This window comes from Ruoffia tabacinasalis (assembly GCF_042652985.1).
In the GTDB taxonomy this organism is placed as follows: Bacteria; Bacillota; Bacilli; order Lactobacillales; family Aerococcaceae; genus Ruoffia; species Ruoffia tabacinasalis.
The window spans coordinates 44,385-57,900 of the sequence record NZ_JBHSHQ010000029.1 but is presented as its reverse complement, the minus strand read 5'-3'; the positions used below and the strand labels follow the sequence as shown (position 1 = coordinate 57,900).

At 35.3% G+C, this 13,516-nt stretch carries 10 protein-coding genes and 2 riboswitches; of the genes, 5 read left to right on the top strand and 5 right to left on the bottom strand.

Annotation, left to right across the window (positions count from 1 at the left end; genetic code table 11):
* Positions 1 to 18: 18 nt before the first annotated feature.
* The gene (locus ACFO5Y_RS05190) at positions 19 to 1,968 is read right to left on the bottom strand and encodes a glycoside hydrolase family 3 protein (protein WP_197104367.1); all 1,950 of its coding nucleotides are present in this window, start codon (positions 1,966 to 1,968) and stop codon (positions 19 to 21) included.
* 194 nt (positions 1,969 to 2,162) lie between these two features.
* Positions 2,163 to 2,253, top strand: a riboswitch (NiCo riboswitch).
* A 135-nt stretch (positions 2,254 to 2,388) separates the two neighbouring features.
* Between ACFO5Y_RS05190 and ACFO5Y_RS05185 the strand changes: the two genes are divergently transcribed.
* Positions 2,389 to 3,564, top strand: a complete 1,176-nt coding sequence (locus ACFO5Y_RS05185) for a cation diffusion facilitator family transporter (protein ID WP_197104368.1) — start codon at positions 2,389 to 2,391, stop codon at positions 3,562 to 3,564.
* Positions 3,565 to 4,028: 464 nt separating this feature from the next.
* On the opposite strand, the gene ACFO5Y_RS05180 is transcribed toward ACFO5Y_RS05185, so the two are convergent.
* The 4 genes from ACFO5Y_RS05180 to ACFO5Y_RS05165 form a co-directional block, all read right to left on the bottom strand.
* Positions 4,029 to 5,201: an iron-containing alcohol dehydrogenase gene (locus ACFO5Y_RS05180; RefSeq protein ID WP_197104369.1), complete on the bottom strand. Its 1,173-nt coding sequence runs from the start codon at positions 5,199 to 5,201 to the stop codon at positions 4,029 to 4,031.
* 87 nt (positions 5,202 to 5,288) lie between these two features.
* Positions 5,289 to 6,713 carry a cation:dicarboxylate symporter family transporter gene (locus tag ACFO5Y_RS05175; protein WP_197104370.1) on the bottom strand — a complete coding sequence of 475 codons (1,425 nt, stop codon included), beginning with the start codon at positions 6,711 to 6,713 and terminating at the stop codon, positions 5,289 to 5,291.
* 118 nt (positions 6,714 to 6,831) lie between these two features.
* On the bottom strand, positions 6,832 to 7,680 hold the full coding sequence (locus ACFO5Y_RS05170; protein ID WP_197104371.1) for an Rgg/GadR/MutR family transcriptional regulator: 849 nt from the start codon (positions 7,678 to 7,680) through the stop codon (positions 6,832 to 6,834).
* Complete coding sequence (locus tag ACFO5Y_RS05165) at positions 7,667 to 8,560, bottom strand: helix-turn-helix domain-containing protein (protein ID WP_197104372.1); 894 nt, start codon at positions 8,558 to 8,560, stop codon at positions 7,667 to 7,669. Before ACFO5Y_RS05165 ends, ACFO5Y_RS05170 begins: the two co-directional genes overlap by 14 nt.
* Positions 8,561 to 8,720: 160 nt before the next feature.
* Between ACFO5Y_RS05165 and ACFO5Y_RS05160 the strand changes: the two genes are divergently transcribed.
* The 4 genes from ACFO5Y_RS05160 (at position 8,721) to ACFO5Y_RS05145 (ending at position 13,353) form a co-directional block, all read left to right on the top strand.
* A complete protein-coding gene (locus ACFO5Y_RS05160) occupies positions 8,721 to 9,401 on the top strand; it encodes a hypothetical protein (RefSeq protein ID WP_197104373.1) in 681 nt (226 codons plus the stop codon).
* A 4-nt stretch (positions 9,402 to 9,405) separates the two neighbouring features.
* Positions 9,406 to 9,978, top strand: coding sequence for an ATP-binding cassette domain-containing protein (locus ACFO5Y_RS05155; RefSeq protein WP_231606869.1), 573 nt, complete (start codon positions 9,406 to 9,408; stop codon positions 9,976 to 9,978).
* Between the two features lie 298 nt (positions 9,979 to 10,276).
* A riboswitch (Lysine riboswitch) is annotated at positions 10,277 to 10,432 on the top strand.
* 301 nt (positions 10,433 to 10,733) lie between these two features.
* Complete coding sequence (locus tag ACFO5Y_RS05150; protein WP_331459516.1) at positions 10,734 to 12,152, top strand: YfcC family protein; 1,419 nt, start codon at positions 10,734 to 10,736, stop codon at positions 12,150 to 12,152.
* Between the two features lie 25 nt (positions 12,153 to 12,177).
* A complete protein-coding gene (locus tag ACFO5Y_RS05145; RefSeq protein WP_197104375.1) occupies positions 12,178 to 13,353 on the top strand; it encodes a M20 family metallopeptidase in 1,176 nt (391 codons plus the stop codon).
* Positions 13,354 to 13,516 lie beyond the last annotated feature (163 nt).

Genomic DNA, 13,516 nt, shown 5'->3' with positions numbered 1-13,516 from the left:
TCCTACAAGCAATCCTACTTAATTCCAATCCTCAGAATGATAGCCAATTGGATAGGCTACTTCGGTTGTAATCAGCGTCCCGTCTTCAATGACTGGTAAGTCAACTGGGAGTTGACCAGTAGGGCCTTCTTCAGATGCTGTTAGACCAAAGATAACCTCAACGACAGCAGGGATATTCGGTCCGAACGAAGCAACTGGCTCTTGGCCACCTTCAGTTGGATCCATTCCATTGTAACCATAAGAGATTAATACGGCATCACGGTCAGTGAAGTTAATCGCATCATATGGTTTATTAATACTTACTTGAATGGTGACAATCCCTTGCTCTTTCGCATATGAGAAGATTTCTTGTGGAATAGCGGTTCTAAAGTTATCTGCACTAAGTGACTCTTCGTCGACCATACTTGTGTAGACAACGACGTGTGTTGCTTGACTAATCGCATCCGCAAAGTCAGTAAAATTACTATCTTCATTATATGTTAGGACTTCATATGTAAAGTCATTAGGAATGACTTCTTCAAGTTGCATTCGTTCAATACTAAACTCAGTACCTGGTACTTGATTCGAATCGGCAGTAATAAAGAGAATATGATCATCTGCTTCTGGTTTGATTGGCAATGCTGCTTGGGCATTTTCAATTAAAGTGACTGCGCGATTTGCAATCTCACGTTCATTCGCTCGATTCTCATCACTTCCGACAACTGCTTGTGCGTTAGCAACTACTTCATCTTCAGATTCGTTTAAGAACGAATCATCAAGTAAATTCAGTTCGGCTTTCAAGGTCAAGATGCGACGCACTGAATTATCAATATTTTCAAGTGGAATCTCTTCATTTTCTACCGCGTCAACCAAACCTTGAATGACGTCATCTAATAATTCTAGATCGTCATTAGAGCGTAAGATGACAGGCATTAATAAAATATCGGCTCCAGCTTGTTTGGATAAGATGGCCGTATCGACTTCACCAAAGTTATCAGCAATTGCTTGCATGTTTAAAGCATCAGTTATGACAATTCCTTCATAACCCATCTTATCCCGAACTAAATCTGTCAAAATAGCAGGGGATAGGGTTGCTGGCAGTAGAATGTCTGAACCATCCTCTTCAGAAACTTTGGTCTCTGATTCTAATTGGGGGAACTGAATATGGGCTGTCATAATCATATCTACATTTTGATCCATAGCCGCTTTGAAAGGTATTAATTCATTTGCTTCTAACTCTTCTAAACTCTTATCCACCAACGGCAAACCGTAATGTGAATCTACATCCGTATCACCATGACCGGGGAAATGCTTAGCAGCAACAGCTACATTATGTTCACGAATCCCTTCAATATAACTTAAGCCAAACTCAGATACAATGTCTGGATCAGATGAGAAGGAACGCAAGCCAATAACAGGATTTTTAGGATTATTATTGACATCAACTGTCGGCGCAAAGTTGACATTGATGCCTAAGGCTTCCAGTTCACTACCAATAACTGAGCCGGCAGTTTGGGCATTAGCGGGATCACCGGTTGCCCCTAAGGCCATATTACCAGGTAATTGAGTACCTGAGCCAAGTCGATTTACAATCCCACCTTCTTGATCAATTCCAATCAATAAGGGAATATGTTGGTTATCAACCATCGTTTGTTGGAATTGATAGACTAAACGGGCTGTCTGATCAGTTTCTACAACATTCTCTGCGAAAAGAATAACGCCACCGAATTTGTAGTCCGTTAATATTTGTCGAATATCATCGTTTAACTCAGTAACACCAACTTCTTCACCATCTACCATCCAATTTCTAAAGTCGGGCATCATTGTTTGAGTAATTTTCTCTTCAAGTGTCATCTCGCTCATTAAGTTATCAACAATTTCTGCTGTGTCCGTTGTGCTATTTTCTTCCGCACTAGCCAGATTAGGTGCCATTGGAAAGGCACTTAAAGCTAAAACCGTTGAAAGAACTATTTTTGACCATTTTTTCATTATAAATTATCTCTCCTTTGAAATGATTTGCATAAGAGTAGTTAAGATTCACCCCCACTATATTGATTTTATTTAATTATAACAAAATAACGCTTTCATAACGAGGGATAAGACTTTCCTATTGACAATCGCCACATTCCATTATAAAGTAATGAAACAATATATAACTGAGTGAAATCTATTCAGATGAGAGTTACCTATAGACTGATCAAGCGGTCATTGAACGTTCAATGATGCAGCCGGGCCTTTGGGCAACAGATGTATATATGCATTTGTGGGACAGCAATGTTTCACAAATGCTTTTATTTTGGAACAAAAAGGAACCTTCTTGTCGTTGATCAACTTTCAACATAAGAAGGTTTTCTCATTGTTAATGATTACTTAGTTTAGACTAATATTTTCAGAAAAGTGAGGCAGAATATGTTTAAACAGTGGATTAAAAAGTATTCGATGAAAGAAACAAAAGAAGAAGCGCGAACTAGTGTCGGGATAATCGCTGGGAGAGTAGGGCTTGTATCTAATTTCCTTTTATTTGTGATTAAGCTTGTAGCAGGTTTACTATCAGGTAGTATCTCAATTATTACGGATGGGATGAATAATTTAGGGGATGCGGCATCTTCATTATTGACATTATTTGGTTTTCGAGCAGCTTCGAAACCGGCTGATAAGGAACATCCTTATGGTCACGAACGTTCTGAATATATTAGTGGTTTATTGATCTCAGTCATCATTATCTATGTAGGGTTTCAGTTTTTCACTTCATCGATTCAACAAATTATGAATCCTACAAGTTTGAACGCAACATCTCTTGTCTTTATATTATTAATCGTCTCGATTATTGCTAAAATGATTCAAGGGAACTTCTATCGAAGTGCGGCTAAAGAGATAGAATCTAACACCTTACATAGTGCGGCTCAAGATAGTGTCAATGATGTATACGTTACATTAATAGTACTCGTTTCAGCAACGGTTGAGACTTTCACTGGTTGGCAGATTGATGGTTACGCTGGTGCTTTATTGTCCATTCTAATTATTTATAGTGGAATTCAAGCAATTCGTGATTCTATTGATGATTTATTAGGAACAATGCCTTCCAAAGAAGAAATTCATGAAATGAAAGAATTGTTGGATCAATATGATGTTATAGTTGGCTATCACGATCTATTAGTACATAATTATGGACCGAATAAAACGTTCGCTACCATTCATATAGAGATTGATGATAGCTGGGATCTAAGACGCTCACACCGCATCATTGATGACATTGAAGAAGATTTTATGGACAAGTTAGGTGTTGAACTTGTTTGTCATCTAGATCCGATTGCCATTCAAAATGAAGAGCATACCGCCATTTACCGTCAAGTTAAGCAAATACTAAATTCTCTTCAGTTAAATCTAAAGTTTCATGATTTCAAAGTTGAGCATGTTGATGACAGTACACTAATTACTTTTGATGTCGTTGTACCAGATTATGTTGAATTAACGAATGATCAGTTATTAGCTGACATCAGCAAGAAAATTCGTGAGCAAATTGGTGAGTATGAATTGAAAATTGAATTTGATCGTCTCGATTTGTTGAAAGAAGTATCGGAATAGGATAATAAAAGTGAAACAGTGCAGTGATATTGAGGGTAGTCCCTTAGTATCGCTGCATTGTTATTTGTAGTGGAGTGAAATGGTGAAAGGAAAGGGAAATTAGCGCTTACCTTGCCTAACAAATGCAAGTTAGGCAAGATAAGGCATCTATCCTGCCAAATGGACTGAAGTTAGGCAAGATAGGGTAGTTATCCTACCAAATGGACTGAAGTTACGCAAGATAGGGTAGTTATCCTACCAAATGGACTGGAGTTAGGCAAGATAGGTTAGTTATCCTGCCAAATGGACTGAAGTTAGGCAAGATAGGGCATCTATCCTGCCTAATGAACTGGAGTTAGGCAAGATAGGGCAGTTATCCTGCCAAACCAATTGGAATTAGGCAAGATAAACCAGCTATCCTGCAGAAAAAAAGCATTGTACCAAGAGATTTCCACCTCCTAGTACAATGCAACATACATGTCTTATTAATTATATCCTTCAGTCATACAACGATTTAGAATTTCAACAACATCATCTGCATTTAAAGGTACGTAAGCACGAGATAAACGTTCTTCGGTTCCTTTTGCCATCTCCATAAAGAATTCATCAGAATCAATACCAACTTCTGGTAATGTCATTGGTAAGCCATTGTCTACGAAGAATTGATATGTCTTTTCAATTGCTTCTTCTGCCATTTTGAATTTGTCGCCTGAATCTTCAATATTCCATACGTTTTGTGCGTATTTGACGAAGCGGTCAACAGTTTTATCACTTAAAATATATTTCATCCAACGTGGAGTGAGGATGGCCAAGCCTTCTGCGTGAGTAATATCATAGTAAGCTGATAAATAATGTTCGATAGGATGCGTTGTCCAACCGCCACCTTTACCCATGGATGTTAAGCCGTTTAGCGCCATCGTTGAAGCCCACATTAAGTTTGAACGTGCTTCGTAACTTTCTGGATTTTCTAAAGCCATTGGTAAATATTTGATACAAGCTCTTAAGATTGTTTCACTCAAACCATCCGTAATAAAAGCATTATCCTCTTCTTGGAAATAATTCTCCAAAGTATGTGACATAATATCAGCTGTCCCGGCAGAAGTTTGGTTAGCTGGTACTGTATATGTATAAGTTGGATCAAGAATTGATGCGTAAGGATATGTATGGTAGCTTGCGGTACCTTTCTTTAATTTGACATCAAAGTTGGTAATAACACCGTTTGTATTCATCTCTGTCCCTGTTGCGGATAAGGTTAGGATATCGACTAAAGGTAGAGCGTCCGTGATCAAACGGCCATCCATTACTAAATCCCAAGCATCGCCATCGTATTTAGCAGCTGCCGCAATAACTTTTGAACAGTCAATTGTTGAACCACCACCGACTGCTAGAATCACGTCAATATCATGCTCTTTACATAAGCGGGCACCTTCGCGAACCGTTTCAATTCTTGGATTCGGATCAATACCGCTAAGTTCAATGATTTCACAATCTTTCAATAACTCTTGAACTTCATCATAAATACCATTGCGCTTAATACTTCCACCGCCGTATGTGAGTAGTACTTTCGTACCAAAAGTATGAATTAATTCTGGTAAATATTTAATTTTACCTTCACCAAAATAAACTTTAGTAGGTATATCGTAATTAAATGATCTCATTATTTAAGCTCCTATCTAATATTTAGAAAATATTATCTACATTGTAACCGATATTTTTAAATTTATATAATCATTTGCTGTTAAGGATTAATCAATATCTTCAAAATTGGTCTGATTAGGCTTGTTGAATTGTTCCATGTCAAATTTACCTTCCCAACGGTCGACAACTACAGCGCTAACCATTGAACCAGTCACATTCAACATAGTTCGTCCCATATCAATAATCGGATCAATTCCAAAGACTGCACCAATCTCAGAAACGAAAGCTCCTAAACCAATACCATTCAATGTAACCGTAGCTGCTACAGTTGCAGTTCCAGGTACACCAGCAATTCCTATCGAACCAATCGTCACAACGGTAACGAGTAAAACAAAGAAGGATACATTCACATCTACACCCGTTGCGTAAGCTAACATAATACCTAACATCGCTGGGAAAATTCCGGCACAGCCGTTCATCCCAATTGTTGAACCAAGTGTGGCTACGAAATTAGCAGTTTGTCCTGATACACCAATATTCTCGTCTAAATTCGAGATAGTATAGGGCAGAGTACCTACACTTGAGCGACTAGAAAATGCTAAGACCATTGTTGGAAAAGCTTTACGGTAGAATTGGATTGGGTTAACACCTACGAGAATTAATATAATAACGTAGACTAGCAACATAATAATGACAGCAGCATACAAAGCGACAATAAAGTTAAGCATACTTAAGATAATTTCTACTCCGTGTGAAATTATCGTGTTAGCAACTAAAGCGGATATACCGTAAGGCATTAACTTAATAATGTTTATTAAAACACTATTCACTGCAACACGGGCAGATTGAAGTAATTCGTCGAAGGACTTAATTGCTTCGGGCTTTTTATTTCGCAAGAAACGAATGGCTGAAGCAAACAAGGCACCAATAATAACAACAGATACAATGCTACTATTTGTTGTCATCACGGCGAATATATTATTCGGAATTAAATCTAGGAAGAATTGAGGGAAACTTTCCGAAGCAATGCCTGCCATACTCTCAACTCTCGAAGGAGTTAATTCTCCTGCAAAGGATATAGAATCCAAATTAAAAACTTGAACCATTAAAATACCAATGATTGCGGCGATGGCAGTTGTTCCAAGTAATAATGTGAATGTTTTAGTGGTTAGGGATTTTATATTTCCAGTGGCAACATTTGTTAAGACATCAATAATTGATAAAAAGACTACAGGCACCGCGAGCATTTGTACAAAACGTAAGAATCCAGTTCCAAGTAAGCCAAACCAAGCCGAAATCTCTCCTTGAGCAAAATCTGTATAGACCGTTCCTAAACTAGACCCAACTAAATCGACGGCAATCCCAAGTGCCAAGCCCAAGACTAAAGCAACCATCATACGAATAGAAAATGACGTCTTATGTTGTGACATCTTCCGTATAATACCAATAATAATTAACAACAATATAATAACACCAATAGTGAACCAATTACTTACTTTCAGAAAATTTGTAAAAAATGGTTGGTTAATCATTTTACTACCTCCTTATTTATTTAATAAGAAACGCACTCTCTTATTACTTTCTATTATATGAAAAATCATTCAAGTATTAAAGTAATAGGGTTTGGATTTGAAAGTAGCTTAAGTCTATTTACACAATGATAGTATTAAGCATCTCATTATATTTATTATATGCATCAATATCGTCGGCAAACTTCATAATCTCTAAGGCCTTTGAAGCTTTAGCCATTCCTTGAGTGTATTTGTCATTTTGAATAAGTATAATACCTTCATAGAATAGACATACGGTTTGTTCATTAAACAAATTATTTTTAGACAAAAATTCTTTGAAATTTATGACAAGAAATTTTGTAAAAGTCACATTACTCTGATCGATTGATTGATTTATTGCTAAGATATAGAGTCTTGCTATTTTCTTTCTAGCTTTACCCATATCAATATTTGAACTTAATCTTGATTTGCCCGTTTCAAAAAAAGCTCGCAGCGAAGTTTCTGAACTAAAATGAACGATAGCTTCAAGTAGGTTTAATTCATAACTATGCCATACAGGTGAATTCAGTAAATAATCAGAGATGAGTTGCATTGGATACTCATCATTAGAGGATTGTCCAAAATACTTTTCTAAGTTTTGATAAAGTATTACTAGATTATGTTTATGGATACTATTATCATTTTCTGTGAATAATGATAGTTGATTTTGAATAAGATCATAAATTATAGATTCATTCTTTGTTGAAATTGCGTTTTGTATAGCAGACATTAATTCATTTTGAGAATTGTTCCATTCTAAGTAATAATCAATTTCACTAGTAGTTATATTCAATTTTTTAATTAATGAAAAATATTTAGTTGCAAGTATTGAACTATAATTGTTTTCAAAGTGTGACAAGTGTTGAGGGCTTAGGATGTCTTGGGCTAAATCTTTTTGAGAAATATTTTTTGCTTCACGAGATTCTTTTATTAAATCACTCAGTAACATAGCTCTCCACCTCCTTGTAATTATTTATTATTTTATCTAAGTAACTGGCATATCTTTTCCCGATAGATTCTTTTCCTAAATCATAAAAATACTGAATAACAGTTTCAGCAAGCTGCTTACCTTCTTCCATACTTGCAGTTTGTATTAGGTATATCCCTTTAAAGAATCTTACCCTAAATGTCACATAATAATTATTCAGATTATATGCTAGCTCTTCTAATGATAAGAGCATATCCTTGGCCTTAGTATAATTTCCTTCTTCAATAAGTATTTGCACTGAGGTAATTAATTGATTTGCATAAACTTCAGTTCTTATTGGGTTGAAGTAGGTAGAATTTGTATTCATTGAAGAAATAAAATGATTCCTTAGAAAATTCCGGGTCACACTCTCAAAAAATGGGCTGGCATTTAAAAATAAATTGATCTCATAGAGTGACCACGGGTCTACGCGCATTAAATATTCAGTAATAATATCTATTGAGTAAAGTTCATCAGTTATAAATGAATTTAAAAATCTAGCTTTATAGTGAATGAGTAGAATTAAATTATGTTTAATAGCGACGTTATTTGTTGATGGTTCTATAGCCGAATATTTATTAATAAATAGGTCGAGCTTAGAAATGTCTTCATTGTGAACAATATGAGATAGATCTTTTAGAAATTCAATTTGAGGGTTGTCTTTATCTAAGTATTTATAAACTTCGCCAGGTGATATATTCATTTTTTTTAATATTTCAACAAGGTTGTGTATTGAAATGTTAGTCCTATTATTTTCTATATTTGAAATTTGTTGCGTAGACATTATGTTATTTGAAACATCTTTTTGAGTTAGCCCTTTTTGAATCCTAAATATTTTTAATAGTTGACCAATATTTTCCAAATAATTCACCTCTATAAATATATGATAGTTTTAGTTTAACTTAAAATTTCTTGGTATTCTAGTAAGAATATAGTAAGATGATATTAAACACGAGTAAAATTTTAAAATTAGATAGAGAAGATTTTTCAGAATTATTACCATTCCCATAAGGAGGAGAAAAATGTTCATAGTTGTTAAATCATACGCATTATTTAATATTAAGATGTTGATTAAGGATAAAATATCATTATTGTGGTCTTTTATGCTTCCGGGAATTACCTTGTTAATGAATTATAAAAATCTAACTAATGAATGGGAATTGTCATACTGGTGGGTATATATTATTGTATGTTCATATATATATGGGGTTGGAGTTTATGCACTGCAGCTAAAAGAATATGGAAGCCTAAAAACATTGTTTTCAATAAATAATTCTCCCTGGGCTTTCTTTTTAGGTAATTTACTGACTCAAATTATTTTCTGTATTATCAGTGTCAATTTACTTAATGTCTTTGTAATAATCATATTGCCGTTTTCATTCCTTAAACTTTTTTTATATAGTTCCATCGCTATTATTGTATGTCTGCCAGTTGCATTTATAGGTTACAATTTAACTTTAGTTAAGAAAATACATGCAAATACTATAAATACAGTGTTTTCAATGCTTATTTTTGGATCTTTTATGCTGTTAAATACTAATTCGGAGTTAAATAATTATAATCCTTTAGCGATATTGTCTCATGTTTTAATAAACGGCAATAATGGGGTATTTTTTAAGTATGCAGTCCTTTCTGTAATTTTATCTCTTGTCAGTATGTATTCAATAGTGAATTTCCAACCAATTTCAAATGAAAGGAGATAATGCTATGATAGAGATAAGAGATCTAAATATCCCATTTGTAGATAAAAAAATAACTATGAACTTTTCAAAAGGATATAATCTGTTAACTGGTGATAATGGGAACGGGAAAACTCTACTATTAGATTACATTTCAGGAATAAAAAAGACTAAAAAGGATGCAATTCAGGGCAACGAAAGTATTATCTATATAAATCAAAATATATATTTTTCTGATCGATTAACTGGAATGGATTTTTTGAAATTTAGTTATGGCTTGGATAAAAAGAAAGACACAAAAGGATTTTATCAATTAAGTGACATAGTTATAGAACGTGAATATGTAAATATGTTACTTAGCAAGCAATGGGGAATGCTTTCAGGCGGCGAAAAGAAGTTTCTATATGCTCTTATATTAATGTCTTTAGAAAGAGAATGGTATATTTTGGATGAACCTTTTGCGTTTGTGGATAAAAAAAGAAAAAAGTTATTAAATAAAATAATAAATATAAGGGTATCGCAAGGTAAAGGAATCATTTTAACTACCCATGAAGAGGATGAAACAATACAACAATCAATTAGTGAAGTCTTTGAAATATAATAATTATTTATTGAATGTTAAATATGAACGGCTCTATAATGACCCCAATAGGTGTTGATTTAGAGTCATTACAGCTTATAGCGTTCCAAAAAGACCATAAAAACGTGATTGCCTGATCTGAGTAATGAATTAATCCGCGAAAGTTAGATATTTAATTCTAATCTTTGGGGATTATTTCTTTGTTAGCACTATTGAGAAATTTGCATAGATCTAGTAATTTGGGCTGATTATCTTACAAAATCCATTTGACAAGTGTTCATATTTAAGATACCCTTACACAAGTTAATTGAATAAAGGACAATACAGTATTGAGGTCGCTAGTAATATCAGTAATAAGATTCTTATGAAAGGATTACTAGCCGAAATGTCAAATTGATGTTGGGGTTGGATTGAATAAGTCCATCACTGTCTTGTAGAGTTGCCCAAACTCTATATAGGTGAGCGTACTGTGTTGTGGGCAAAAGATACTGTCATTAATGGCTGTGGGCTTTTGCTCGCAGTCTTTTTTTGGTTATAAAGTGAAGATTCTTTGTAGAATGGTTGTTATTATTGTTGATAATGACAGGTAATTGGCCTAGCGACCACAATAATTGTCGATTGTGTACGGTAATTGGCTTAGCGACCACAATAATTTGTAATTGTGTTCGGTAATCGTATTAGCAACCACATTAATTCATAATTGTGTTCGGTAATCAATTTAACAACCAGATCTCAAAACTTTATTCATTAAAGCAAATTATAATTGGAGGAAGAATGTGAAGAAAATATTTAGTGCAATCGGACGTGTCCGTATGCCACATACTTACGTTTTATTACTAAGTTTCATTATTATTGCAGCAATTTTATCTTGGATTATCCCAGCTGGACAGTTTGAGCGTGTGTTAGTAGGGGAGCGGGAGATTATTAATCCAGATTCCTTTGCTCATGTCGCAAGTAATCCTCAAGGTGTTTTCGATGTGTTAACGAGCCTTCCTAGAGGATTCGCTAGAACTCAAGATATCTCATATTTCTTATTTGTAACAGGTGGGGCGTTCTTCATCCTGAATAAGACTGGGATGATCGAGTCTGCGTTGAGTCGAATTGTGACTTCCTTAAAAGGTAAAGAAGCGTTTGTTATTCCTGTTATTGTGCTAATTATGGGCTTAGCGGGTTCAACGATTGGTTTAAGTGAGGAGACAATTGTTTTTATCGCTTTAGGAGTTTCCTTAGCTCGAGCGATTGGCTATGATTCATTAATTGGAGTCGGAATGATCGGACTTGGTGCTGGTGTAGGATTTACTTCAGGGTTTATGAACCCATTCTCAGTAGGGGTTGCGCAGTCAATTGCTGAACTGCCATTATTCTCTGGGATCGAATTAAGATTAGTCTTATTCATTATTCTTTGGATTGTTACTTCAATCTACCTAGTATTATACGGACGTAAAGTAAAGTCAGATTTATCGAATAGCATTGTCTATGATGAGGAAATGGCTGCGAGGAACAGCGCAGATTATCAAGATTTAAATGCGGCGGATAATATATCGTTTACAACAAAGCAAAAATTAATTGCGGTTGTCTTCGTCGGAAGTTTTGCCTTAATCGCTTATGGCGTAATGAGCTTAGGATGGTTCATTACTGAGATTGGTGCCGTCTTTATTGGAATGGGCTTATTAAGTGGCTTCATCTATGGAATGAAAGCTGATGAGATTGCCGATTATTTCATCGAAGGCGCGAAAGATATGATGTACGCCGCTTTAATTGTCGGACTGGCACAAAGTTTAGTTATTATAATGGAAGATGCGATGATCTTAGATACTATGATTCATAGCTTAACTGGGGCTATCTCAAACTTACCAGCTGTTCTATCAGCAGCAGGAATGTATACTGTGCAAATTATAATTAACTTCTTCATTAGTTCAGGAAGTGGACAAGCTGCTGTTACGATGCCAATTATGGTGCCTCTAGCAGATGCCTTAGACGTTACTCGCCAAACGGCAGTATTAAGCTATCAATTAGGAAATGGCTTCTTAGATTCAATTATGCCAATGTCTGGAATTTTAATGGCACAATTGGCAATTGCGGGAATTCCTTACAAAAAATGGGTTAAGTTCTCTATGCCATTAATGGGAATTTGGCTAGTGATTGGGTTAATCTTTATTATCATTGCACAATTAATTGGCTATGGACCATTTTAGTTAGTTTTTGAAAGGGGAAAAATATATGTCAAAAGAACAATTACATGAAATCGTGTCAGAAATGCGTGAAGAATTACAAGGGTTAAGCGATTATATCTATGAGAACCCTGAATTAGGCTTGAATGAATATAAATCATCTAAAGCTCATGTGGATTTATTAACAAAACATGGCTTCGAAGTGGAATATCCATACTTAGGTTTTGATACAGCTTTTAGAGCAACGTTTGATTCTAATAAACCTGGTCCAACCATTGCTTACTTATCTGAATACGATGCTTTACCTGGTATTGGCCACGGTTGTGGACACAATATGTTAGGAACAGTTGATACAGGAGCAGGGATTGCCTTGTCTAAAGTATTAGCTGAGACCGGAGGACGTGTTGTTGTTCTAGGTACACCAGCAGAAGAGACAGACGGAGTCAAAGTAGATATGGCCAACGCAGACACGTTTGATGATATTGACGTCGCAATGTGTACGCACCCATCTGATCAAAACTTAATGAGTAATGTATCACTAGCGATGGAAGCTTTAGAATTTGAATTCTTTGGCAAAACTGCTCACGCAGCTGGTGCGCCTTGGGAAGGGATTAACGCATTAGATGCAGCAATTAACATGTTCAACTTAGTGAATGCAAGTCGCCAACAATTGCGTCCAGACGCTCGCGTGCATGGAATTATCGTAGATGGTGGTGTTGCAGCGAATGTTATTCCAGAATATACGCGTGTGCAGTTCTATGTTAGATCATTAGACATTAATTACTTACAAGATGTTAAAGCGATGGTCATCCGTAGTGCTGAAGCAGCTGCTATGGCAACAGGTTGTACAATGAAGTATAACCACTTTGAAAAATCATACTACAATATGATTACTAACCAAAAATTAAGTGATACTTATAATAAAAATGCTAAAGACTTAGGTATTGATATGATTGATGGTGGTGATGACTTATCAGGTTCACTCGATATGGGAAATGTCAGCCAAGTAGTTCCTTCAATCCACTCATATTATGATATTACTGAAGGTGTTCCAACAGCAGGACATACAGTTGAGTTTCGTGAAGCAACTCGCACTGAGTTTGGCTATCAAGCGATGATGCGTACCGTTGAAATACTAGCACGTACTGGTTATGACGTAATTACACAACCTGAATTATTAAAAGAGATTACAGAAGAATTCAATGCAATTGAAAAAGTAAATTAATATAAATGAATAAGCATGATTAAGTCTGTGAATGTGCATAATCATGCTTGTTTTTTGTGCTAAATAGAATAATTAAATAGTATATATGGAGAAACATTAATAATGTGGGATGGTAAATTCTAATGAACACTGTCATTCGATGACGATGTTGATTAGCGTTCTA